The organism is Actinacidiphila oryziradicis (genome assembly GCF_005047355.1).
Classification (GTDB): Bacteria; Actinomycetota; Actinomycetes; order Streptomycetales; family Streptomycetaceae; genus Actinacidiphila; species Actinacidiphila oryziradicis.
The window spans coordinates 23,014-45,047 of the sequence record NZ_SUMC01000025.1; the positions used below are offsets into that span (position 1 = coordinate 23,014).

Genomic DNA, 22,034 nt, shown 5'->3' on the forward strand with positions numbered 1-22,034 from the left:
GAGTCGACATTTGCTCCCGGGGGTGGTCAACCAGGAATGACCGTTCAGGCCGACGGCCACTCCCGGCTGGAGGCAGTGGGCTCCGTCGCGGTCCGAACCTTCGAGGCCCGCCGGCCCGGTGTCCACCCGAGCACAGAGACGCAGTCCGTACCCGCCATGGCGAATTACGAGGACGATCTGCAGGACGGTCAGTTCTACGACCCCGACGCCGAGTACGAGCCGGACCCCGAATACGCGGCCACGCTCGCCCCCGACGCGGCGCGTCAGCGCCGCGAACGCGTCGGCCCCACCGGCCGCCCACTTCCGTACTTTCCGATCCCCGGACCGCTCACCGAGCACGGCCCGGCAAAAATTGTCGCGATGTGCAACCAGAAGGGCGGGGTCGGCAAGACCACCTCGACCATCAACCTGGGCGCCGCGCTGGCCGAATACGGCCGCCGCGTGCTGCTGGTCGACTTCGACCCGCAGGGCGCGCTCAGTGTCGGCCTGGGCGTAAACCCGATGGAACTGGACATCACCGTCTACAACCTGCTGATGGAGCGTGGGCTGGCGGCCGACGAGGTACTGCTGAAGACCGCGGTACCCGGCATGGACCTGCTGCCCAGCAATATCGACTTGTCGGCGGCCGAGGTCCAACTGGTCAGCGAGGTCGCCCGCGAGTCGACATTGCAGCGGGCGCTCAAGCCGCTCATGGCCGACTACGACTACATCGTCATCGACTGCCAGCCCTCGCTGGGCCTGCTCACCGTCAACGCGCTCACCGCGGCGCACACGGTGATCGTCCCGCTCGAGTGCGAGTTCTTCGCCCTGCGAGGGGTCGCGCTGCTCACCGAGACCATCGAGAAGGTCCGCGAGCGGCTCAACCCCGAGCTCGAACTCGACGGCATCCTTGCCACGATGTACGACTCGCGGACCGTGCACAGCCGCGAGGTGCTCGCGCGGGTCGTCGAAGCCTTCGACGACAACGTCTTTCACACCGTCATCGGGCGTACGGTGCGCTTCCCGGAGACCACGGTCGCCGGAGAGCCGATCACCACCTACGCGTCCAACTCGGTCGGCGCCGCCGCCTATCGCCAGCTCGCCAGGGAGGTGCTCGCCCGGTGTCACGCCGAGTGAGTCTCCCGGGGGCGGACGAACTGTTCCGCACCACCGGGGGGAGGGCACTGCAGTCCTCGTCGCCACGGCAGCACGCCAACGGCGAGATTCCCGGCCCCGCCGAACGGCCCCTGCGCCCGGTCCCGGGCGGCGAGCCCGAACCGGGCCCGGACGCGGCGGCCTCCCCCGAACACGGCGGCCGTGAGCCCGACCAGGGCGCCCCCACGGCTCGTACGGTGCCCGAACAGGCCGGAGGCCCGGCCCGCCGCCCGCAGCCCGGCCAGGGCACCCCCACGGCGTCCCAGGGGCCCGCCCCCGTCCAGCCCGCCCGCCGTAAGTCCTCCCGCCCCAATCGCCGTCCCAGCGGCCGCGAACGGCACGACGAGAAGATCACCGTCTATGTCTCCGCCGAGGAGCTGATGGACCTCGAACACGCCCGCCTCGTCCTGCGGGGCGAACACGGGCTCGCCGTCGACCGTGGGCGCATCGTCCGCGAAGCCGTCGCCGTGGTCCTCGCCGACCTCGAAGCCCGCGGCGACGCGAGCATCCTCGTACGCCGCCTGCGAGGTCGCTGACCCCCTCCGGCACGGTACGGTGCCGTCTCCGACGGCGCCCAGCACCAGGACCGCAATGCCCCCTCCCGACGACCCACGCCCCCAGCCTTCAGCCGGGGGGACCCCCATCTCGCGCTCGCCCCGGCGCAACCTCGGGCGCGGTCCCGGCCTGGCTCCGGCTGACTCCCCGCAGCCTGCCGCGCCCGTCCCTCCGGGCGGCGCCCCCGGCGAGGGCGCGACGCAACCGGACGGCGAGCCCCGCGGGCGTGTGCTGGGCAGCGGCCCCGCGGCCCGCAGCGCCGGCGAGGCGGTGGTGACCGGCGAGGGTGATTCCGGGCTCGTTCCGTCGGCGGGCGCGCCCGGGGACGTACCCCGGACGCAGGAGACACGTCAGAGGCCCGGCGCAGCCGTTTCCGTCCCGGCGGAAGAGGAAGCCGCGGGAGCCAACGGCAAATTCACCGTGCGGTTGGTGAACTTCGAGGGGCCGTTCGACCTGCTGCTGCAGCTGATCTCGAAGCACAAGCTGGATGTGACCGAGATCGCGCTGTCGAAGGTCACGGACGAGTTCATGTCGCACATCCGGGCCATGGGCCCGGAGTGGGACCTGGACCAGGCCACGGAATTCCTCGTCGTGGCGGCGACGCTGCTCGACCTGAAGGCGGCCCGGCTGCTCCCCGCCGCCGAGGTGGAGGACGAGGAGGACCTGGCGCTGCTGGAGGCCCGGGACCTGCTCTTCGCCCGCCTGCTGCAGTACCGCGCGTACAAACAGGTCGCGGCGATCTTCGCGGACCGGCTGGAGGCGGAGGGGCGGCGCTACCCGCGCACCGTGGGTCTGGAGCCGCAGCATGCGGAACTGCTGCCGGAGGTGGTGCTGAGCATCGGCCCGGAGCGGTTCGCGCAGCTCGCGGTCAAGGCGATGCAGCCGAAGCCGAAGCCGCAGGTGTACGTGGACCACATCCACGCGCCGCTGGTCAGCGTCCGGGAGCAGGCGGAGCATGTGATCGCGATACTGCGCGAGCGCGGCGCGGCGAGTTTCGGGGAGCTCACCGCCGACGCGCCGGACACGCTCACTGTCGTGGCCCGCTTCCTGGCTCTTCTGGAGCTGTACCGGGAGAAGGTGGTCGCGCTGGACCAGGAGGAGGCGCTCGGTACGCTCCAGGTCCGCTGGACCGGCGGCGGGGAAGAGGATCGCACGCAGCCGCTGGTCACCGACGAGTTCGACCAGGAAGCAAAGCCGGAGAAGCAGCAGAAGCCACAGAAGGAAGGGGCAGAGCGATGACGACCGACGAGGCCCCGGCGGGGCTGCTCGCCGCCGAGGTCGGCGAGCTGGAGCTGAAGCCCGCGCTGGAGGCGGTGCTGATGGTCGTCGACGAGCCGGCCACCGAGGAGCACCTCGCGAAGGTGCTGGAGCGGCCCCGCCGCGCGGTCGCGAAGGCGCTGCGCGAGCTGGCGGACGAGTACGCGACACAGAAGCGCGGCTTCGACCTGCGGCTGATCGCAGGCGGCTGGCGCTTCTACACCCGCCCGGCATATGCGCCGGCCGTCGAGAAGTTCGTCCTGGACGGTCAGCAGGCCCGGCTCACCCAGGCCGCGCTGGAGACGCTGGCGGTGGTCGCGTACCGCCAGCCGGTGAGCCGGTCCCGCGTCTCGGCGGTGCGCGGAGTGAACTGTGACGGTGTGATGCGCACCCTCCTCCAGCGCGGTCTGGTCGAGGAAGGTGGGACGGAACCCGAGACAGGTGCGATCCTGTACAGGACGACGAACTACTTCCTGGAGCGGATGGGCCTGCGCGGCCTGGATGAATTGCCGGAATTGGCGCCTTTCCTCCCAGAAGTGGACGCCGTCGAGGCGGACTCCCTGGAAGGGGTTCCGTCGTTCGACCCGGACGGCCCGGACACGACCTCGATTACGGAAACTTGATGCGAAGCAGCGACAGGAACAGCGGCAACCGGAACTCCCGGAGTGCGGGCAGCGGCGGTGGCGCCAAGCGCGACGGACAGAAGCGCACGGGCACCCCCCGGCCCGAGGAGCGCCGCTACGACGTCGGCAGCACGGGCCAGTCGGGCGCGAACCGGCCCGGCGGGGTCGCCCCCTCCAAGCCCAGCAACAAGCCCACCGGCAACCGCGGCCGCAAGCCCGCCCCCGCCCGGCCGCGCGAGCTGGACGCCCAGATCGAGGAGCGCAACCGCGCCCGCCACGACAAGCCCCAGCTCAAGCTCCCGAAGACCTTCCCCGGGGCCGAGCAGGAGGGCGAGCGCCTCCAGAAGGTGCTGGCGCGGGCCGGCATGGGCTCGCGCCGCGCCTGCGAGGAGCTGATCGAGCAGCGGCGTGTCGAGGTCAACGGCAAGATCGTCACCGAGCAGGGCCTCCGGGTCCAGCCGGAGAAGGACGAGGTCAAGGTCGACGGCCTGACGGTCGCCACCCAGTCGCACCTCTTCTTCGCTCTCAACAAGCCGGCCGGTGTCGTCTCCACCATGGAGGATCCCGACGGCCGCCAGTGCCTCGGCGACTACGTCACCAACCGTGAGACCCGGCTCTTCCATGTCGGCCGCCTCGACACCGAGACCGAGGGCATCATCCTGCTCACCAACCACGGCGAGCTGGCCCACCGCCTCACCCACCCCCGCTACGGCGTGAAGAAGACCTACCTCGCCGCGATCCAGGGCCCGATCCCGCGCGACCTGGGAAAGCAGTTGAAGAACGGCATCGAGCTGGAGGACGGCTTCGCCCGTGCCGACCACTTCAAGATCGTCGAGAATGTCGGCAAGAACTACCTTGTCGAGGTGACCCTGCACGAGGGCCGCAAGCACATCGTGCGCCGCATGCTCTCCGAGTCCGGATTCCCGGTCGAACGGCTGGTCCGCACCCACTTCGGCCCGATTCCGCTCGGGGACCAGAAGTCCGGCTGGCTGCGCCGCCTCACCAACACCGAGGTCGGCATGCTCATGCGCGAAGTCGACCTCTAGAGCGTCCGGGGCCGCCAGAGGGTCCAGGCGCTTAACCTTTAACAAAAATCCCATGGTTGGACGGTCACTTTTACGGCGAGGATGGTCCGCATGACCGCCATCCACTCCGAACGCCTGCGCGAGGCCGGTTTGCCCGATCTGCGGCCGGTCCTCGATGGGCAGGGGCATCCGCTGCTGTTCGCCACCGTCTCCGGTGCGCACCTGTACGGCTTCCCCTCCAGCGACTCGGATGTGGACCTGCGCGGCGCCCACCTCCTTCCGCTGTCCGGCATCATCGGACTGCGGGAGGGCGAGGAGACCCAGACCCGTATGTGGGACCGCGACGGCCTCGAACTCGACCTCGTCACCCACGACCTGCTCAAATTCGCCCGGCTCATGATCCGGCGCAACGGCTATGTCCTCGAACAGCTGCTCTCGCCGCTGGTGGTCCACACCAGCGGCGTGCACAGCGCCCTCGTGGACCTCTCGCCGGGCCTCATCACCCGGCACCACGCCCACCACTACCGCGGCTTCGCGAACACCCAGTGGGCCCTCTATCAGAAGACCGGCGAGCTCAAGCCCCTCCTCTACACCTTCCGCGTCCTGCTCACCGGCATCTACCTCATGCGCACCGGCACCATCGAGGCACACCTCCCGACTCTCCTGGACCAGGTACGCGCTCCCTCCTACGTCGCCGGCCTCATCCACGACAAGGCCCTCGCCGAGCACAGCCTCGCCATGGACGTCGACCCCAAGCGCCTGCGCACCGACGTGGAAGCCCTCCACACCGCCCTGGACGCCGCCCAGGAGGCCTCGCGCCTACCGGGCGAGCCGACGGTCTACGACGCGCTGCACGACCTCGTCGTACGGACCCGGGTGGCCGCGTGAGGAGCTCCGCCACCGGCGCGCTGACCGGGCTGGCGCTCGGCGACGCACTCGGTTTCCCCACCGAGTTCAACGACGTGCCCTCGATCCTCGCCAAGTGCGGGCCCTGGCGGCAGATGGAACTGCCGAGGGCCGCCTTCGTCACGGACGACACCCAGATGACCCTGGCGCTCGGCCGCGGGCTCCGTACCGCGATGGAACGCGGGCCGCTGGCGCCGGTTCGGATGGTGCGGCCGGTGCGCGAGGGGTACGTCGAATGGTGGCGCTCACCCGAGAACAACCGCGCGCCGGGCCGCACCTGTCTCGTCGCCTGCGAGCGGCTCAGCCACGACGCCCGGCGCTGGCAGGAGGCCAGCCAGACCGGCTCCAAGGGCTGCGGCGCGAACATGAGGGTCGCGCCGCTCGGCCTCGTACCCGGTCTGAGCGGCGAAGTGCGTGCCGGTGCCGCGCAGTTGTAGTCCGCACTCACCCACGGGCACCCCACCGCCCTCCCCACGAGCGACCTCACCGCGCACGCGGTGTACCTGCTGGCCCAGGGCACTCCGCCGGGGCAACTGACCGGGCTGCTGCGGCAGTACGCGGTGGAGAACCGCAAGAGCTGCGTCGGGCGACATAGACGCCGCGGCGGTCGGTGTCGCTGGCCTCGGTGGCCAGGCCGAAGGCGCGGGATCCCATGACACAGGCATAGGTGGTGTGGTCGGTCACCAGGGCGTGACCCGCAGGGCGCATGACCGAGATTGTGGCCGATGCCAGGCCGGACCGCACCTGGTATCGCCCGGGCTCACGCGAGCCTACGGGAGCAGGATCTCCCCGCTCCGGACGGCGATCGGCTGCGGGGCGAGGGGGCGGGGCGCGGGGCCGGCGGCGACCGAGGCATCGGCGACGCGGTATTTGCTGCCGTGGCAGGGGCAGTTGATGGTGCCGCCGGACACGGAGGTCACCGTGCAGCCCTGATGGGTGCAGACGGCCGAGAAAGCCTTGAACTCGCCGGTCGTGGGCTGCGTGACCACGACCTTGCGGTCGGCGAAGACCACGCCGCCGCCGACCGGCACCTGGGAGGTCTTCGCGAGCACCTGGCCGCGGCCCGTTCCACTGGAGGAGGCCGGCGGCGGCGCGCCCTGGTTGTCGCCGTACTTGCTGCAGCCGGCCAGCGCCGCCACCATCGCGCCCGCCGTGAGCAGCACCTCCCGGCGCCTCATGCCGTCACCCCGTTGGTGCGGAAGAACCACAGGGCCGAGGTCAGCCAGATGGCGGTGAGCACAGCGAAGACCAGCCCGCCGACGACCGGCAGCAACCAGCCGGGCAGCCGCTCCGCCCGCAGCAGCAGCATCTTGGCGCTGAAGGCGCCGAAGAAGAAGCAGCCGAGCAGCGAATGCCACATCACCCGCGCGCTGTACGTCTGGTAGCCGAGCGCGTAAAGGCAGTGCACGGCGACGGGCACGGCCAGCAGAAAAGCGGCCCGGCCGGACCAGCGGTGCAGCGCGCCGGTCCAGGACGGGGCGCGGAGGCCCGGCACCTTGCCGTACATGAGCAGCGCGGAGGCGGTCTGGACAAGAGCGAAGCCGAAGGCGGCGCTGGCGAGCCAGGACTTGACGGCGCCGGTGCTGGAGAAGCCGACGAGGTTGAAGGCCGTACCGGTCGGGTCGTGGGCCTTGCCGTAGACGCCGAGGAGAACGGCGACAGCGGCGGCGGCCAGGGCGGGGACGAGGTAGCCGAGGGCGGCGCGCGGGCCGCCGGGGCCCGGGGGACCGGCCGGGAAGGAGGCGGTACGGGCGTTCGGGTCCACGCTCATGGGGCACTCCCGATCGGCTTGGCGGTGAGCTGTCGGCCGTAGACGGTCACGGCACCGGTCGCGGGATCGATGGAGGGCGCGCCGGACGGCACGCCGTCGCGGTCGACGATGCCGACCTGGCTGCCGCTGCGCTGGACGATCCAGCCGCCCTCGACCCTGGCGCCGCGCACGACGGCGGTGGCCCTGTACAGGCCGGACGGCTTGACGGCCTTGTCTGCGCTGAAGGCCCAGTTGACGCGGCCGGGCAGGTGGACAGTGCCTGATATGCGGCCGCCGCGCAGTGTGCCGTCCAGGCCGGCGCCCCGCTTGCCGGTCAGCCGCATGGTGCCGTCGTCCTTGACGTCGCCCCGGAGCCAGGCCTCCTTCGTACGGCCGTCGCAGACGTACGCGACGGCCTTGCCCCCACGCAGCGAAACGGCGACGCTCGCGGCCCGGTCGGCGGTACGGCCCGCGTAGTCCGCGTCGGGCGGCGCGGTGGCGGAGGGACCGGCAACCGTGGGCGTGGGCGTCGGAGCGGTGCCCGGCGTGGCAGGGGCGGTTCCGCCGCTGTACGAAGTGACTCCCGACCCGGTCGTCACATTCAGCGACAGCATGGCCGCCGCGAGTACGAACCCGGCGAGGAGCGTGTAGAGCGGACCCGAACGCTTCGTCATCCTGGCCTCCCCCCGAGGCGCGACGTCAGGCCACCATGCAACCACCGGCCAACCAGATCGCGGAAGCCGCGCCTGGGGGCGCAACGGTATGAACCGGCGCTCAGGACCAGAGCGCGAGCGCCTCCGCGCTGCCGTCCGGGCCCCGCCGGACCTCCAGCATGCCCGCCACCGCGGAACGGTTGACGCGGCCGTACACATGCGGGAAGCGGGTGCTGTCCGAGACACCCGGCGGCGGCGCCGGATCGGCGGCCTCCCAGCGCACCTCGGCGTCCAGCGCGTCCTCATCGATGAGCAGCACCATCAGGGGCCCGGCCACCTGCCGGTAGAACGCGTTGGCCACGGCGAGCGTGACCGCCTCGTCCGGTGAGCAGTGCACAAAACCGTCTGTGGCGAGCGACGCCGGCGCGTACGGCCGGTCCGGCTCGTGCAGCCAGTCGTCAAGGGGCACCAGGTGGTAGATCATGCCCACGGTTGTACCCCACACACCCCGTCTCGCGGGTCGGGACCCCCAACCGTGTCCCGGCGACCGCGACTACGCTGATCAGGTATGTGCACCAGGACCCGAGGGAGCAGTGACATGGCGGTACGAGCGGTCCGTGGAGCCGTCCAGTTGGAACGGGACGATGCCGAGCACTTGCACGCGCAGGTTTCGGAGCTGCTCACCGCCATACTGGAGCGCAACCGCTTCGCCGTGGACGACCTGATCAGCGTGCTCTTCACCGCGACTCCGGATTTGCACAGCGACTTCCCGGCGGTCGCCGCCCGCAAGCTCGGCATCACCGACGTACCCCTGGTGTGCGCCCAGGAACTGGACATCGCCGGGGCCATGCCCCGGGTCGTACGCATCCTGGCCCACGTCGAGACCGATCTGCCCAAGGCCGAGGTCGCCCACGTCTACCTCGGCGCGGCGGCGGCGCTCCGCAAGGACATCGCACAGTGAGAACCGCGATCGTCATCGGGACCGGGCTCATCGGTACTTCCGCCGCCCTCGCCCTCGCCGCACGCGGGGTCGAGGTGCACCTCGAGGACCACGATCCGTCCGCCGCCCGCATCGCCGTCGCGCTCGGCGCGGGCACGGACGAGGCCCCCGACGGGCCGGTCGATCTCGCGATCGTCGCCGTACCCCCGGCGCGTGTCGCGACGACTGTCGCCGACGCGCAGCGCCGCGGCCTGGCCCGCGGCTACCTCGATGTCGCCAGCGTCAAGTCCGGGCCGCGCCGCGAACTGGAGGCGCTCGGCTGCGACCTCAAGGCCTACATCGGTACGCACCCGATGTCCGGCCGCGAGCGTTCCGGGCCGCTCGCCGCCACGGCTGACCTCTTCGAGGGGCGCCCCTGGGTCCTCACCCCGACTCCCGGGACCGACACCGAGGTTCTCAACCTCGCCCTCGAACTGGTCGCCCTCTGCCGCGCCATCCCGGTGGTCATGGACACCGACGCCCACGACCGGGCCGTCGCCCTCGTGTCGCACACCCCGCACCTCGTCTCCAGCATGGTCGCCGCCCGGCTTCAGCACGCCGAGGACGCGACGGTACGGCTGTGCGGGCAGGGCATCCGCGATGTCACGCGGATCGCCGCCTCCGAGCCAGGCATGTGGATCGACATCCTCTCCGCCAACCCCGGCCCCGTCGCCGATGTCCTCGCCGACCTCGCCACCGACCTGACCGGCACGGTCGAGGCGCTCCGCGCCCTCCAGTCCGCCGACGAGGAGAAGCGCCGTCAAGGCGCCACCGGCATCGAGGACATCCTCCGGCGCGGTAACGCCGGGCAGTCCAAAGTCCCCGGCAAGCACGGCACCGCGCCCAAGTCCTACGAGGTCGTCGCCGTCCTCATCGGCGATCAGCCCGGCGAGCTCGCCCGCGTCTTCGCGGACGCCGGACGCGCCGGGGTCAACATCGAGGACGTCCGCATCGAGCACTCCACCGGCCAGCAGGCCGGCCTCGTCCAGCTCATGGTCGAACCCTCGGCTGCGCCGGGCTTGACCGTGGCCCTACGCGACCGTGGCTGGTCCATCCGCCAGTAACCCGGCGCCGTGGGTGGTGTGCGCTTGTTCGGTTGTTGGGCCGGGGTCGCCTCCGGGGTGACTCTCTCCCCCAACCTTCGGCCGGGAGGTTCCCCCCCCAGCTACCTCCCCCGGCCGAAGGCCGGGGGAGGTAGCTGGGGGGGGAACCGGCACCCCCGGCAGACGGAACGAAACCGTGCCGGCCCAGCCGGACAAGCCCAGCGGGCAACCACCGCAGAGGGGGCGGAACCCGCACCGGGGGCACCCGGCGCCGTTCCGGCCTGCCCGGCGAGGGCGACGGTACGGGGGCCAGCGAGGGGCCGGTAGCCTTAGGAGAAGGCGTTCAGCCATCTCCGTCCCGCGAGTGTGTACGAGGAAGGTCTCCCGACTGTGTCAAATCCGGTGATCGTCGCGATCGACGGCCCCTCGGGCACGGGCAAGTCCAGCACTTCCAGGGCGGTCGCCGCCAAGCTGGGCCTGAGCTACCTCGACACCGGCGCCCAGTACCGGGCGATCACATGGTGGATGCTGACCAACGGTATAGACGTCAACGACGCCGCCGGCGTCGCCGACGCCGCCGGGAAACCGGTGATCGTTTCTGGTAGCGATCCCGCGGCGCCCACCATCACGGTGGACGCCGTGGACGCCTCCGGCCCGATCCGTACGCAGGAGGTCACCGCAGCGGTGAGCGCGGTCAGCGCTGTGCCGGAAGTACGGGCCCGGCTGGTGGAGCTGCAGCGCACGGCGGCGGCCGAGGCGCTGGCGGGCATCGTGGTGGAGGGCCGGGACATCGGTACGACCGTGCTGCCGGATGCGACGCTCAAGATCTTCCTGACCGCGTCCGAGGAGGCCCGTGCGGCCCGCCGCACCGCTGAGCTGAAGGGCAAGGAGGCCCAGGACCTGGCCGCCACCCGTGCGGCCATGGCCAAGCGGGACGCGGCCGACTCCGGGCGTAAGACCTCGCCGCTCGCCAAGGCGGACGACGCCGTGGAGGTCGACACCAGCGAGCTCACCCTGGACCAGGTCATCGAGTGTGTCGTTACCCTGGTCGAGGAGAAGCGGATCAAGGCGTGACCTCTGAACAAGCCGGCCGCGCCACGGTCCCCGGGCCGCGTGGAGCGGCGGTCGGCCGCCGCATCGGCATCGGCCTGATGAACGGCCTGTGGCGGCCGAGGGTGCTCGGCGCCTGGCGGGTGCCGGCCTATGGGCCGGTCATCCTGGCCGGGAACCACTCGCACAATGTGGACGGCCCGATGATCATCGGGACCTCCCCGAGGCCGGTGCACTTCCTGGTCAAGAAGGAGGCCTTCGTCGGCCTGATGGACCCGTTCCTGCGCGGGGTGGGCCATGTCGCCGTCGACCGGGACACCGTCGACCGTGCCGCGATCACTGTCGCGCTCGGCGTCCTGGAGCGCGGAGGCGTCCTCGGGATCTTTCCTGAGGGCACCCGCGGCGAGGGAGACTTCTCCGAGTTGCGCTCGGGCCTGGCCTACTTCGCGGTGCGCTCCGGCGCACCCGTGGTGCCGGTCGCGGTGCTGGGCAGCGCCCGGCCCGGTCGGGTGATATCGGCGCTGCCGCCGCTGCGCAGCCGGATCGATGTGGTCTACGGAGACCCGTTCACGGCGGGTGACGGCGGCGGAAGGCGCACCCGTACGGCGATGGACGCCGCCACGGTGCGCATCCAGGAGCGCCTCGCGGCGCACCTGGATGCTGCTAAGCGTGCTACGCAGCGCGCCTGAAAGCGTCCGACACCGTCGATTAGGCTCGATGAGGTAGCTCCTCCTCCGGTGGACACCGGGGGCTTCTCGCTCGGCCCGCCGGGCTCTGCGAAGGGCAAGCCCTGCCCTGCATGCGTCAAGAGTAGGACTTTGAGGAAAGATGGACATCGAGAACGAGTACGGCGACGCCGGTGCGCTCGGCGGTGCGGAATACGCCGAGTTCATGGAGCTCGCCGCCGAGGAGGGCTTCGACCCCGAAGAGGTGGCCGGCGACCTGGCCGCGGCGGGCCACGGTCCGCTGCCCGTGCTGGCGGTGGTCGGCCGGCCGAATGTCGGCAAGTCGACCCTGGTCAACCGGATCATCGGACGCCGCGAGGCGGTCGTCGAGGACCGGCCCGGAGTGACGCGTGACCGCGTCACCTACGAGGCGACCTGGAACGGCCGCCGCTTCAAGCTCGTCGACACCGGCGGCTGGGAGCAGGACGTGCTGGGCATCGACGCCTCGGTCGCCGCGCAGGCCGAGTACGCCATCGAGGCCGCCGACGCGGTGGTCTTCGTCGTGGACTCCACAGTCGGCGCGACCGACACCGACGAGGCGGTCGTCCGGCTACTCCGCAAGGCAGGCAAGCCTGTCGTGCTCGCCGCGAACAAGGTTGACGGTCCCTCCGGCGAGGCGGACGCCACCGCGCTGTGGAATCTCGGCCTCGGCGAGCCGTACCCCGTGTCATCGCTGCACGGCCGTGGCACCGGCGACCTCCTCGACGCGATCCTGGAGGCACTCCCGGAGGCCCCGGCCCAGACCTTCGGGGAAGCGGTCGGTGGCCCGCGCCGGGTGGCGCTGATCGGCCGGCCCAACGTCGGCAAGTCCAGCCTTCTGAACAAGGTCGCGGGGTCGGAGCGCGTCGTCGTCAACGAGATCGCCGGCACCACCCGCGACCCGGTCGACGAGCTGATCGAACTCGGTGGCATCACCTGGAAATTCATCGACACGGCCGGTATCCGCCGCCGGGTCCACCTCCAGGAGGGGGCCGACTACTACGCCTCGCTCCGCACCGCCGCCGCGCTGGAGAAGGCCGAGGTCGCGGTCATCCTGATCGACGGCAGCGAGACCATCAGCGTGCAGGATCTCCGGATCATCACGATGGCTGTCGAGGCCGGGCGCGCTGTCGTCATCGCCTACAACAAGTGGGACCAGCTCGACGAGGAGCGCCGCTACTACCTCGAGCGTGAGATCGAACAGGATCTGGTGCAGGTCCAGTGGGCGCCCCGGGTGAACGTCTCGGCGCTCACCGGCCGCCACATGGAGAAGCTCGTCCCGGCGATCGAGGCCGCGCTCGCGGGTTGGGAGACCCGGGTCCCCACCGGGCGCCTCAACGCCTTCCTCGGCGAGATCGTCGCCGCCCACCCCCACCCCGTCCGCGGCGGCAAGCAGCCCCGCATCCTCTTCGGCACCCAGGCCGGCACCAGGCCGCCCCGTTTCGTCCTCTTCGCCTCGGGCTTCCTGGAGGCGGGCTACCGGCGGTTCATCGAGCGCCGGCTGCGCGAGGAGTTCGGCTTCGCGGGGACACCGATCCAGGTGTCGGTGCGGGTCCGGGAGAAGCGCGGCCGCAAGAAGTAAAAGGCGGCGGGGGACAGGGCGCGGCCTCCGGGCCGCCTTTCACCCATGCATGCGGTTGTCGTGGCCGCTCCCTGCCGGCAGCGCCGGGAGATGGCCACGGTGCCGCCCGGGGCGGTAGGGCGCGCCGCTGAAGTCGTTGAACTGCAGCGCCTCCTCGCCGGAGCGGTCACCCGGCAGCGTACGGAAGAGCCTGCGGTACTCGGAGCAGAGCGCGTCGTAGATCGGTGTGCCCGAACCGTCGGAGGCGCTTTCGGGCGCGCGCATGGGCGGAATATGACCGCGGTAGGCGGCCCAGGAGATAGCGTCAAAGGTGTGCACGTCTGGGCCAACGACCATGCGCGGAGTCGGGATGCGGGCCATACGGCTGAATTACGCCTTCCTGCCCGGGCACAAGAAGGGCGCGCACGGTTTTCCGTACGCGCCCTTCGGTGGGTGACGATGGCTCAGGTGCCGGAGAGCGGCATGGTTGCGCCGACCAGCACGCCATGGCGGGCGGCCCGGTCCAGGGCGTCGGCCAGCAGGTCCTCACGCGGCTGCTGGCCGATGGAGCCGACCGGGGCCGCATAGACGTACACCTCGTTGGACTTGTTGACCGCCTGCCGCCAGCCCTCGCTGACCGGCAGTGGCTGGTGCGCCTGCCACCAGGCACCGGCGGAACCGGGCTGGAGGATGGCGTGCAGCTGGCCCATGGCGAGCAGCACCGACCAGCCGGCGAGTGGTGATGGCGGTGCTGACAGGTCGTTGACCGGCAGAAAGCCCTGCTCGATGAGGAGCGGGAGAAAGTCGTCGCCGGGGCCGCCCTGTCCCGGGCGGGCGACCGGGCCGGTCGGCTCGATCACCAGTGCGGGGCGCACATCGCCCTGTACCAGGACCAGTCCGCAGGTGATTCCGAGCACCGCCTGGCGCGGCGCCAGAACAGGCGCGGCCGGCACCGAGGGGGCGACAGCGACCGAGGGCGCGGCGCTCCCGCCGTTGCTCGTGATGCTCTGCACCGCGCCCTGGAGCTGCTGCTCCGACACCGGGACGATCTGGGACGGAATGCAGGTGGCGTGGGCGAACGCGAGCACGGCGGTCTCCTCGCCCACGAAGAGCACCGTACTGGTGCGCTCCTGCGAGGTGTTGCCGGGAGTGCGACAGGAGGTGCAGTCGTATGTGCCCGGCGCGCTCTCGCCTGCGAGCAGACGCTGCGCCTCCTCTTCGCCGATCTCGGCTCGTACCTCGTCGCTGACGTCGAGCATGGGCGGCACGGAAGCCTCCTTGACTGTGCGGCTACGGCTCCTTCGCCGGGCTCTGCCCGGCACGCAGTTAACAACGGAAGACCTGCGGTGGGAGTCACGCCCTTTCCCTATCCGGATCGCCTTAGAGGCCGCGCGAATAGGTGGGGCGGCGTCGCGTGCCGATGGGCGGCGCCTGGAAGTGTTGCCGTCGGTGTCGGTCGACGACTCTCCCCCAGACTCCGTCCGGGAGGTGCCCCCACCAAGCTCTCGGCTCCGCTCGAGCAGGGGGCACCCCCATCGCGTCGCCTCCTTCCTCCGCCTTGCCAGACTTGCCCCTCGCCCCGCTCCTTCCTCCACCCCACCTATTCGCGCGGCCTCTTATTCAAGCCCGTCCGGGGGTCGGGGGACAACGCACGGGGTTCTGCGGGTGGCTCTGGGCGGTGTCTCGCCCATCGAGCCGGAGATGGCCAAGGGCTCGCTCCTGGCGGTCTCCTCGACAACGACGGCCTGCTGGTGCCGCCGCGTGACATCGGCGAACCTTGGAGGCCTCGCGGTGGGTGTGGTGTACGGAGGTAAGGACGTGGCCAAGGCGGGGATTCGCAGAGCCGGGAAGCCGGCCGGGTAAGAGGCCGCCCGCCGCAAGCCGGGCGCCACCGTCGCGGCCGGTACCGCCGCGCTCGTCCTGGTCGCTGTCCCCGCGGTGACCGGCAGCAGCGTGCCGCACGCGGCGTCCTACGAGTCCCCACCGGTCGCACCGCTCAATGCGATGGCGCCTCCGCCTCGGCGTCCGCCGCTTCGATCTGCGCCACCTCCGGGTGGTGCAGATCGAACGCGGGCGACTCGGACCGGATCCTCGGCAGCGTCGTGAAGTTGTGCCGGGGCGGCGGGCACGCGGTCGCCCACTCCAGCGAGCGGCCGAAGCCCCACGGGTCGTCGACCCCGACCTTCTGTCCGTACTTCGCCGTCTTCCACACGTTGTAGACGAACGGCAGCGTCGAGGCGCCCAGCAGGAACGACCCGATGGTCGAGATCGTGTTGAGGGTGGTGAAGCCGTCCGCGGCCAGATAGTCCGCGTACCGGCGCGGCATTCCTGACACGCCGAGCCAGTGCTGCACCAGGAACGTGGTGTGGAAGCCGACGAACAGCGTCCAGAACTGGATCTTCCCCAGCCGCTCGTCGAGCAGGTTCCCGGTGAACTTCGGCCACCAGAAGTAGAACCCGCCGAAGGTCGCGAAGACCACCGTCCCGAACACCACGTAGTGGAAGTGCGCCACCACGAAATACGTGTCTGTGACATGGAAGTCCAGCGGCGGTGAGGCCAGGACGACCCCGGTCAGCCCGCCGAACAGGAAGCTCACCAGAAAGCCGACCGCCCACAGCATCGGGGTCTCGAACGACAGAGAACCGCGCAGCATCGTGCCGATCCAGTTGAAGAACTTCACCCCTGTCGGCACCGCGATCAGGAACGACATGAGGGAGAAGAACGGGAGCAGCACCGATCCGGTGGCGAACATGTGGTGCGCCCACACCACCATGGACAGCCCGGTGATGGCCATCGTCGCCGCGATCAGGGTGATGTAGCCGAACATCGGTTTGCGGGCGAAGACCGGGATGATCTCGCTGATGATGCCGAAGAAAGGCAGCGCGATGATGTACACCTCGGGGTGGCCGAAGAACCAGAACAGGTGCTGCCACAGCAGGGCCCCGCCGCTCGAAGGCTCGAAGACCAGCGATCCGAAGCGCCGGTCCGCCTCCAGGCAGAGCAGCGCCGCGGCCAGCACCGGGAAGGCCATCAGGATCATGACCGAGGTGAAGAGTGTGTTCCAGGTGAAGATCGGCATCCGGAACATCGTCATCCCCGGTGCGCGCATGCCGATGATCGTGGTCAGGAAGTTCACCGCGCCCAGGATCGTGCCGAAGCCGGCCAGCGCCAGGCCCATGATCCACAGATCGGCGCCGATTCCAGGCGAGTGTGCTGCGCTGTTCAACGGGGCGTAGGCGGTCCAGCCGAAGCTGGCACCGCCCTCCGGTACGACCAGGCCCCCCAGCACCATCAGCCCGCCGATGAGGAAGAGCCAGTACGAGAGCATGTTCAGCCGGGGGAAGGCGACATCCGGCGAGCCGATCTGCAGCGGCATGATCTCGTTCGCGAAACCGGCGAAGGTCGGGGTCGCGAAGAGCAGCAGCATGATGGTGCCGTGCATGGTGAACAACTGGTTGTACTCGTCGTTCGTGAGGATCTGCAGCCCTGGGCGGGCCAGCTCGGCGCGCATGAAGAGCGCCATCACTCCGGCCGCCAGGAAGAAGCCGAACGAGGTGATCAGGTACAGGTGGCCGATCTTCTTGTGGTCGGTGGTGGTCAGCCAGTCGACGATCAGCCGCCCCGGCCGCCGCGCCTTTACCGGTTCGGCAGTCGCCTCCGCGGTGTACGACCCCATCGTCGCCCCCTCGCCATCCGACACTCATGCCGCCTGGCACCCAGGCAATCACCCACCGTGCGTGCGGCCCCGCCCGGCGCGCTAGGGCGCGTAAGGAATCTGGCCGCGGTCACCGGCCCGCAGTAGCGTGCCCGTCAGGCCGGCGCCGCTGCCGGCCGTGCAAGAGGAAATGGAGCAGGCATATGACGGTCTATCAGCCTCCTGGAAGCCCTGGCGGCCCCGCCTCCTACGCACCCCGCTACGAGAACTGGATCGGCGGCGCATGGACCGCCCCGGTCGAGGGCGGTTACTTCGAGAACCCGTCGCCGGTCACCGGCGAGGTCTTCACCGAGGTCGCCCGGTCCACCGCCGCCGATGTCGAGCTGGCCCTCGACGCCGCCCACGCGGCCGCCCCGGCCTGGGCCCGTACCTCTCCCGCCGAGCGGGCCGCCGTCCTCAACCGGATCGCCGACCGGATGGAGCAGCACCTCACCGAACTCGCCGTCGCCGAGGTCTGGGACAACGGCAAACCCGTCCGCGAGGCCCTCGCCGCCGATCTCCCGCTCGCCATCGACCACTTCCGCTACTTCGCGGGCGCCATCCGCGCCCAGGAGGGCTCCATCGCGCAGATCGACGACGACACGGTCGCCTACCACTTCCAGGAGCCGCTAGGAGTCGTCGGCCAGATCATCCCCTGGAACTTTCCGATCCTCATGGCGGTCTGGAAGCTCGCCCCGGCGCTGGCCGCGGGCAACACGGTCGTTCTCAAGCCCGCCGAGCAGACCCCCGCCTCCATCATGTTCCTGGTCGGACTGATCCAGGACCTGATCCCCCCGGGAGTTCTCAACGTCGTCAACGGTTTCGGCACCGAAGCCGGCCGACCGCTCGCCTCCAGCGGCCGGGTCGCCAAGATCGCCTTTACCGGTGAGACCACCACCGGCCGGCTGATTATGCAGTACGCCAGCCAGAACATCATCCCGGTGACTCTGGAGCTCGGCGGGAAGAGCCCCAATGTCTTCTTCGCGGATGTGGCGGCCGAACCCGACGAGTTCTACGACAAGGCACTCGAAGGCTTCACGATGTTCGCCCTCAACCAGGGTGAGGTCTGCACCTGCCCCTCGCGGGCGCTCATCCAGTCCTCGATCTACGACCGCTTCCTCGGCGACGGTCTGGAGCGCACCCGCGGCCTCAAACAGGGCAACCCCCTGGACACCGAGACGCAGGTCGGAGCCCAGGCGAGCAACGATCAGCTGGAGAAGATCCTCTCCTACATCGACATCGGTACCGCCGAGGGCGCCAAGCTCCTCACCGGCGGCGAGCGGATCGACCCGGGCGGGGCCTTCTCGGGGGGCTACTACGTGGCTCCGACGATCTTCGAGGGCGACAACAGCATGCGGATCTTCCAGGAGGAGATCTTCGGCCCGGTCGTGTCCGTGACCCGCTTCGAACAGCTCGAAGACGCCGTGGGTATCGCGAACGACACCCTCTACGGTCTCGGGGCAGGGGTGTGGACGCGGGACATGAACACCGCCTATCGGGCCGGGCGGGCCATCCAGGCCGGCCGGGTTTGGACCAACTGCTTCCATGCCTATCCCGCGCACGCGGCCTTCGGGGGATACAAGAACTCCGGGATCGGGCGGGAGACCCACAAGATGATGCTTGACCACTATCAGCAGACGAAGAATCTGCTGGTCAGTTATGCAACGACCGGGCTCGGGCTGTTCTGAGCGATCGTCCGAGCGGCTGTCCGAGGGCGGGGGCTCTGGCGCCTCCGCCCTGCTCGGGCGCACCCTGACGGAATGACCGCATCGCAGGCGAACCGGGTCTCGCTCACTCCCGAGGCCGCACAGCTGCTGCGCAGCCTCGCGGGCCGCCACGGCCCGCTGATGTTCCACCAGTCCGGCGGCTGCTGCGACGGCAGCTCGCCGATGTGCTTCCAGGCCGGGGAGTTCCTGACCGGGGACGCGGATGTGCACCTCGGTGACCTGGACGTGTCCGGAATGGATCCGGTGCCCGTCTGGATGTCGCGGGACCAGTTCGCGTACTGGAGCCACACGCATCTGACGATCGACGTGGTGCGGGGCCGTGGCAGCGGCTTCTCGCTGGAGGCCCCGACCGGCAATCGCTTCCTCATTCGCTCCCGGCTGCTGACCGATGACGAGTTGGATGCGCTGGGCACGTGATGTGCAGAAGCTGTGTGCTCGTTGTTTCCCGGAATTCCACTCATGGTTGACCGGGGAGTAATTCCGAGCCCTCTGAGAATTACATGAGAGACAGAAAATAATCCCCGAAAGACTGAAGGGGCCACATCAAACCCGGTAGCGGAATCTGTGACAGAAGTGTGACGATCATCTACGGTGGCGGGTATGGCACCCATTCCTGGCCCCGGACAGCAGCCGCAGGACGACCTGGAGATCTACGTCGGTCTCATCTCGACGGAAGCGGAAGAACGCGCCCGGGGGCGAGGCTGGGCCAAGGTACGCGCCCTTCCGCCGGGCGCGATCATCACCATGGAGTACCAGGCGGGACGGCTGAACTTCACGGTCACCGATGGTGTGGTGACGCGCTGCTGGAGCGGCTGAGCCCGCTGTGGAGCCGCGCCACGCCGCCGGATCGGCCGAGGTCAGCCGACGGAACCCCGGCCCCGGGTGGCGGGCTGGCCGATCGGCGCCGGGCGTGCCGGGCGCTCGACGGGCGGGCGGCGGCTGCCGGTCGGGGTGACGGGGGTCCGCTCGTGCCGCGTGTTGTGCGGCCGGCTCGGGTAGTGCGGCTGGGCGGGGGCGTTGGCCGGCGCGCGCTGGGCGACCAGCTGCGGCCTGGGAGCGGCGGCGGTGACCGGCGGCAGAGGGGCCGGCGGGGGGAGGGCGGAGCGGCGCAGCCTGGCCCAGAAGCCGATCAGGAAGTCCTCGGCCATGGCCATCGCGGGCTCACACCAGGGCAGAGCCAGCAGGACCAGCAGACCGGCGGCCCAGCCGAGCAGTACATCGCTCACCCAGTGCGTGCCGAGATATACGGTCGTCATGCCGACCCCGAGCGCCAGCAGGGCGGCGATCACCGAGGTCACCCGGCGGACCCCCGGGGTGGTCGCCAGATAGGCGAGTACACCCCAGGTCACGACCGCATTCGCGGTGTGTCCGGAAGGAAATATATCGCCCCCGGCGAAGAGCTCAGGGGAGCCGACAGTGGTCGCGTAATGCGGGCCGAGCCGCCCCAGGCCGTACTTGACGGCCCCCACCGTTACGTTCAGCAGCAGCAGTGAGGTGCCCAGGACCAACAGCGGATGCAGGGTCCGCTGCCGCCAGGCGCGCCAGACCAGCCAGGCCGCGACCATCGCGGCGGTCGGGCCGCGCTGGCCCAGCACCACGAAGTAGTCCAGGAAGGCATGGATCTGCGGCCACTGCTTGTACGGCCGCCACATCATGACCTGCCAGTCGAGCGTGACCAGCTTGGAGGAGGTGACCACGGCAACCACGATGGCCACGTAGGACACCAGCGTGGCGCCGAACAGCACGAAGCGTGTTCGGCCCATGCGCAGGAGGGCGCTGGCTGTCTCGGGCTCCTCCAAGGCGGGAACCTTCTCATGGATACGCACCTAATCGACGTTACAGCGTGTGACAGGTGAGTTCGGGCAATCGAGAGTCTTTGTGATAACGATGTGATGTGGAGTGTGTCTCATTCGGGACATTGTCCGGCTGTTTCGGCGGAATCCCCAAAGTTTCCGATCTCATGTTTGAGCATCTCTCAGACCCCTTCCGGCGCTTTTATTCTTTTCTTACGGCCGTGTTTATCAGCCAGTACTGGACCGGCGGCCCCGCGTGACTAGTACATAATCGGCCCGTGCTTGACGTTGCTGACCCCACCACCGCACAGCCGGTCCGCGCCGCGCTGCGCCGCGCCGCCCCCGCTCTGCTCGCGTACGCCGCGGTGCGGCTGCTCGGTGTCGTCGTCCTCGCGAGCTGGGGCCTGGTGGAGGGCGAGGGCTGGCACCAACTCCTCTCCGCGCGTTGGGACTCCCTCTGGTACACCCGCATTGCCGAGGAGGGATACGGCTACACGCTCTACCTCCCTGATGGCCGGATTCATTCGAACCTTGCCTTCTTCCCGCTGCTTCCCTGGCTGGAAAGAACCGTCGCCGCGATCACCCCGCTCGCCCCCGCCGACGCCGGGCTGGCGGTCAGCTGGTTCTCCTCACTCGCCGCCGCCTGGGGGATCTTCGCTGTCGCGGACCGGTTGTACGGCCGCCGCACCGGAATCGCCCTCGCCGTGCTGTGGGCCGTCCTGCCCACCGGGATCGTCCAGTCGATGGCGTACAGCGAGTCGCTCTTCACCGCGCTGGCCGCCTGGGCGGTCTACGCCCTGCTCACCCGCCGCTGGGTATGGGCGGGCGGCCTCGCCGCGCTCGCCGGGCTGACCCGGCCGGTCGGCCTCGCGGTCGTCGCCGCGGTCTGGGTCACCGCCGCCGTGGCGCTGCGCCCCGAGGGATGGCGCGGGCCGTGGCGGAGCCCGTCCGGGCCGGCCCTCGGCATGGCGATCGCGCCGCTCGGCTGGCTGGGCTACGTCGCCTGGACCGGCGCGCGCACCGGCAGCCCGCTCGGCTACCTCGACATCCAGCACCAGTGGGGCAACGGTTTCGACGGCGGCCTCGCCTTCGCCGGCTTCGTCCGGGACAACCTCACGGGCCCCTTCCCGCTGGCCGGAATCGGGCTGCTCGCCGCCATCGCGCTGGTCGGCTGGCTGTACGTCCTGTGCGTACGGCAGCACCAGCCGCTGCCGCTGCTCGTCCTCTGCGGTGTCGTGGCCGCCCTCGCCCTCGCCGGGTCCGGGTACTTCGGCTCCAAGCCCCGGCTGCTGATGCCGGCGTTCCCCCTGCTGCTGCCGCCCGCCGCCGCGCTCGCCCGGATCCGTACCACGCCCGCGGTCCTGATCCTGGGCTGCGCCGCACTCGCCTCCGCGGTCTACGGAGCCTTCTGGCTGCACGGCTCGGGGCCCCCTTGATCCTGGGGGAGTGATCTGGGCCACGTAGTACTCGGCCATACTCGCGTACTCTGTCGTTTCACTCTCGTACGCCGCTGGGCTCCCCGGGACTGTCCCCCACCGTCTCCCCAGCGCGGCCGCGAGCGCACCGCTGGGAGGTATCTA

The 22,034-nt window shown here is 70.2% G+C and carries 23 protein-coding genes and 2 pseudogenes; 16 read left to right on the forward strand and 9 right to left on the reverse strand.

Going from position 1 to position 22,034, the window contains the following annotated elements; all coding sequences use genetic code 11:
• The first annotated feature begins 156 nt into the window (after positions 1 to 156).
• From FCI23_RS24550 to FCI23_RS24580, 7 genes and pseudogenes are all read left to right on the forward strand, one after another.
• Positions 157 to 1,116 (forward strand): ParA family protein, encoded by a 960-nt coding sequence (locus tag FCI23_RS24550; protein WP_407646023.1) that lies wholly within the window; start codon positions 157 to 159, stop codon positions 1,114 to 1,116.
• Complete coding sequence (locus tag FCI23_RS24555) at positions 1,101 to 1,670, forward strand: hypothetical protein (RefSeq protein ID WP_136726093.1); 570 nt, start codon at positions 1,101 to 1,103, stop codon at positions 1,668 to 1,670. Before FCI23_RS24550 ends, FCI23_RS24555 begins: the two co-directional genes overlap by 16 nt.
• Positions 1,671 to 1,725: 55 nt before the next feature.
• On the forward strand, positions 1,726 to 2,928 hold the full coding sequence (locus FCI23_RS24560; RefSeq protein WP_136726094.1) for a segregation and condensation protein A: 1,203 nt from the start codon (positions 1,726 to 1,728) through the stop codon (positions 2,926 to 2,928).
• Positions 2,925 to 3,569 carry an SMC-Scp complex subunit ScpB gene (gene scpB / locus FCI23_RS24565; protein WP_136726095.1) on the forward strand — a complete coding sequence of 215 codons (645 nt, stop codon included), beginning with the start codon at positions 2,925 to 2,927 and terminating at the stop codon, positions 3,567 to 3,569. Before FCI23_RS24560 ends, scpB begins: the two co-directional genes overlap by 4 nt.
• Complete coding sequence (locus tag FCI23_RS24570; protein WP_136726096.1) at positions 3,569 to 4,615, forward strand: pseudouridine synthase; 1,047 nt, start codon at positions 3,569 to 3,571, stop codon at positions 4,613 to 4,615. The genes scpB and FCI23_RS24570 overlap by 1 nt, the downstream gene beginning before the upstream one ends.
• 90 nt (positions 4,616 to 4,705) lie before the next feature.
• The gene (locus FCI23_RS24575; RefSeq protein WP_136726097.1) at positions 4,706 to 5,482 is read left to right on the forward strand and encodes a nucleotidyltransferase domain-containing protein; all 777 of its coding nucleotides are present in this window, start codon (positions 4,706 to 4,708) and stop codon (positions 5,480 to 5,482) included.
• A pseudogene (locus tag FCI23_RS24580) lies at positions 5,479 to 6,072 on the forward strand (ADP-ribosylglycohydrolase family protein); the annotation flags it as partial. The gene FCI23_RS24575 and the pseudogene FCI23_RS24580, both read left to right, overlap by 4 nt.
• A gap of 13 nt (positions 6,073 to 6,085) precedes the next feature.
• Here the strand turns inward: FCI23_RS24580 and FCI23_RS24585 are convergent.
• From FCI23_RS24585 to FCI23_RS24605, 5 genes and pseudogenes are all read right to left on the reverse strand, one after another.
• Positions 6,086 to 6,208: pseudogene (locus FCI23_RS24585) on the reverse strand (DNA polymerase beta superfamily protein); the annotation flags it as partial.
• A gap of 62 nt (positions 6,209 to 6,270) precedes the next feature.
• A complete protein-coding gene (locus FCI23_RS24590; RefSeq protein WP_136726098.1) occupies positions 6,271 to 6,678 on the reverse strand; it encodes a Rieske (2Fe-2S) protein in 408 nt (135 codons plus the stop codon).
• Entirely contained in the window at positions 6,675 to 7,271 is a 597-nt protein-coding gene (locus FCI23_RS24595) for a DUF6529 family protein (protein WP_136726099.1), read from the reverse strand. Before FCI23_RS24595 ends, FCI23_RS24590 begins: the two co-directional genes overlap by 4 nt.
• A complete protein-coding gene (locus FCI23_RS24600) occupies positions 7,268 to 7,924 on the reverse strand; it encodes a hypothetical protein (protein ID WP_136726100.1) in 657 nt (218 codons plus the stop codon). The genes FCI23_RS24595 and FCI23_RS24600 overlap by 4 nt, the downstream gene beginning before the upstream one ends.
• A gap of 100 nt (positions 7,925 to 8,024) precedes the next feature.
• Complete coding sequence (locus FCI23_RS24605; protein ID WP_136726101.1) at positions 8,025 to 8,387, reverse strand: DUF952 domain-containing protein; 363 nt, start codon at positions 8,385 to 8,387, stop codon at positions 8,025 to 8,027.
• 114 nt (positions 8,388 to 8,501) lie between these two features.
• Between FCI23_RS24605 and aroH the strand changes: the two genes are divergently transcribed.
• From aroH to der, 5 genes are all read left to right on the forward strand, one after another.
• Entirely contained in the window at positions 8,502 to 8,864 is a 363-nt protein-coding gene (gene aroH / locus FCI23_RS24610) for a chorismate mutase (RefSeq protein ID WP_136726102.1), read from the forward strand.
• A complete protein-coding gene (locus FCI23_RS24615) occupies positions 8,861 to 9,946 on the forward strand; it encodes a prephenate dehydrogenase (protein WP_136726103.1) in 1,086 nt (361 codons plus the stop codon). Before aroH ends, FCI23_RS24615 begins: the two co-directional genes overlap by 4 nt.
• Positions 9,947 to 10,315: 369 nt before the next feature.
• Positions 10,316 to 10,999, forward strand: coding sequence for a (d)CMP kinase (cmk, locus tag FCI23_RS24620; protein ID WP_246143946.1), 684 nt, complete (start codon positions 10,316 to 10,318; stop codon positions 10,997 to 10,999).
• Entirely contained in the window at positions 10,996 to 11,664 is a 669-nt protein-coding gene (locus FCI23_RS24625) for a lysophospholipid acyltransferase family protein (RefSeq protein ID WP_246143948.1), read from the forward strand. The genes cmk and FCI23_RS24625 overlap by 4 nt, the downstream gene beginning before the upstream one ends.
• A 139-nt stretch (positions 11,665 to 11,803) precedes the next feature.
• A complete protein-coding gene (der, locus tag FCI23_RS24630; RefSeq protein ID WP_136726104.1) occupies positions 11,804 to 13,261 on the forward strand; it encodes a ribosome biogenesis GTPase Der in 1,458 nt (485 codons plus the stop codon).
• Between the two features lie 39 nt (positions 13,262 to 13,300).
• Here the strand turns inward: der and FCI23_RS24635 are convergent, their stop codons facing one another.
• The 3 genes from FCI23_RS24635 to ctaD form a co-directional block, all read right to left on the reverse strand.
• Positions 13,301 to 13,525, reverse strand: coding sequence for a hypothetical protein (locus FCI23_RS24635; protein WP_136726105.1), 225 nt, complete (start codon positions 13,523 to 13,525; stop codon positions 13,301 to 13,303).
• A 179-nt stretch (positions 13,526 to 13,704) separates the two neighbouring features.
• Entirely contained in the window at positions 13,705 to 14,499 is a 795-nt protein-coding gene (locus tag FCI23_RS24640) for a hypothetical protein (protein WP_136726196.1), read from the reverse strand.
• Between the two features lie 737 nt (positions 14,500 to 15,236).
• Positions 15,237 to 16,916 carry an aa3-type cytochrome oxidase subunit I gene (gene ctaD / locus FCI23_RS24645; protein WP_136726106.1) on the reverse strand — a complete coding sequence of 560 codons (1,680 nt, stop codon included), beginning with the start codon at positions 16,914 to 16,916 and terminating at the stop codon, positions 15,237 to 15,239.
• Positions 16,917 to 17,098: 182 nt separating this feature from the next.
• Between ctaD and exaC the strand changes: the two genes are divergently transcribed.
• The 3 genes from exaC to FCI23_RS24660 all read left to right on the forward strand — a co-directional run bounded on the left by exaC (position 17,099) and on the right by FCI23_RS24660 (position 19,477).
• Positions 17,099 to 18,622, forward strand: coding sequence for an acetaldehyde dehydrogenase ExaC (gene exaC, locus FCI23_RS24650; protein ID WP_136726107.1), 1,524 nt, complete (start codon positions 17,099 to 17,101; stop codon positions 18,620 to 18,622).
• Between the two features lie 72 nt (positions 18,623 to 18,694).
• Positions 18,695 to 19,078 (forward strand): DUF779 domain-containing protein, encoded by a 384-nt coding sequence (locus FCI23_RS24655; RefSeq protein WP_136726108.1) that lies wholly within the window; start codon positions 18,695 to 18,697, stop codon positions 19,076 to 19,078.
• Between the two features lie 183 nt (positions 19,079 to 19,261).
• Complete coding sequence (locus tag FCI23_RS24660; protein WP_136726109.1) at positions 19,262 to 19,477, forward strand: I78 family peptidase inhibitor; 216 nt, start codon at positions 19,262 to 19,264, stop codon at positions 19,475 to 19,477.
• 41 nt (positions 19,478 to 19,518) lie between these two features.
• Here FCI23_RS24660 and FCI23_RS24665 read toward each other — a convergent pair whose 3' ends face one another.
• The gene (locus FCI23_RS24665; RefSeq protein WP_407646020.1) at positions 19,519 to 20,487 is read right to left on the reverse strand and encodes a phosphatase PAP2 family protein; all 969 of its coding nucleotides are present in this window, start codon (positions 20,485 to 20,487) and stop codon (positions 19,519 to 19,521) included.
• A 245-nt stretch (positions 20,488 to 20,732) separates the two neighbouring features.
• Between FCI23_RS24665 and FCI23_RS24670 the strand changes: the two genes are divergently transcribed.
• Positions 20,733 to 21,890: a hypothetical protein gene (locus tag FCI23_RS24670; RefSeq protein ID WP_136726110.1), complete on the forward strand. Its 1,158-nt coding sequence runs from the start codon at positions 20,733 to 20,735 to the stop codon at positions 21,888 to 21,890.
• Positions 21,891 to 22,034: the final 144 nt, after the last annotated feature.

Excerpts from the sequence above, each read along its gene's own strand:
- FCI23_RS24560 (WP_136726094.1), top strand. The coding sequence starts at position 1,726 with ATGCCCCCTCCCGACGACCCACGCCCCCAGCCTTCAGCCGGGGGGACC.
- exaC (WP_136726107.1), top strand. The coding sequence starts at position 17,099 with ATGACGGTCTATCAGCCTCCTGGAAGCCCTGGCGGCCCCGCCTCCTAC.
- ctaD (WP_136726106.1), bottom strand. The coding sequence starts at position 16,916 with ATGGGGTCGTACACCGCGGAGGCGACTGCCGAACCGGTAAAGGCGCGG.
- FCI23_RS24660 (WP_136726109.1), top strand. The coding sequence starts at position 19,262 with ATGGCACCCATTCCTGGCCCCGGACAGCAGCCGCAGGACGACCTGGAG.
- FCI23_RS24570 (WP_136726096.1), top strand. The coding sequence starts at position 3,569 with ATGCGAAGCAGCGACAGGAACAGCGGCAACCGGAACTCCCGGAGTGCG.
- FCI23_RS24605 (WP_136726101.1), bottom strand. The coding sequence starts at position 8,387 with ATGATCTACCACCTGGTGCCCCTTGACGACTGGCTGCACGAGCCGGAC.
- FCI23_RS24655 (WP_136726108.1), top strand. The coding sequence starts at position 18,695 with ATGACCGCATCGCAGGCGAACCGGGTCTCGCTCACTCCCGAGGCCGCA.
- der (WP_136726104.1), top strand. The coding sequence starts at position 11,804 with ATGGACATCGAGAACGAGTACGGCGACGCCGGTGCGCTCGGCGGTGCG.
- FCI23_RS24575 (WP_136726097.1), top strand. The coding sequence starts at position 4,706 with ATGACCGCCATCCACTCCGAACGCCTGCGCGAGGCCGGTTTGCCCGAT.
- FCI23_RS24550 (WP_407646023.1), top strand. The coding sequence starts at position 157 with ATGGCGAATTACGAGGACGATCTGCAGGACGGTCAGTTCTACGACCCC.
- FCI23_RS24590 (WP_136726098.1), bottom strand. The coding sequence starts at position 6,678 with ATGAGGCGCCGGGAGGTGCTGCTCACGGCGGGCGCGATGGTGGCGGCG.
- FCI23_RS24640 (WP_136726196.1), bottom strand. The coding sequence starts at position 14,499 with ATGCTCGACGTCAGCGACGAGGTACGAGCCGAGATCGGCGAAGAGGAG.
- FCI23_RS24600 (WP_136726100.1), bottom strand. The coding sequence starts at position 7,924 with ATGACGAAGCGTTCGGGTCCGCTCTACACGCTCCTCGCCGGGTTCGTA.
- aroH (WP_136726102.1), top strand. The coding sequence starts at position 8,502 with ATGGCGGTACGAGCGGTCCGTGGAGCCGTCCAGTTGGAACGGGACGAT.
- scpB (WP_136726095.1), top strand. The coding sequence starts at position 2,925 with ATGACGACCGACGAGGCCCCGGCGGGGCTGCTCGCCGCCGAGGTCGGC.
- FCI23_RS24635 (WP_136726105.1), bottom strand. The coding sequence starts at position 13,525 with ATGCGCGCGCCCGAAAGCGCCTCCGACGGTTCGGGCACACCGATCTAC.
- FCI23_RS24595 (WP_136726099.1), bottom strand. The coding sequence starts at position 7,271 with ATGAGCGTGGACCCGAACGCCCGTACCGCCTCCTTCCCGGCCGGTCCC.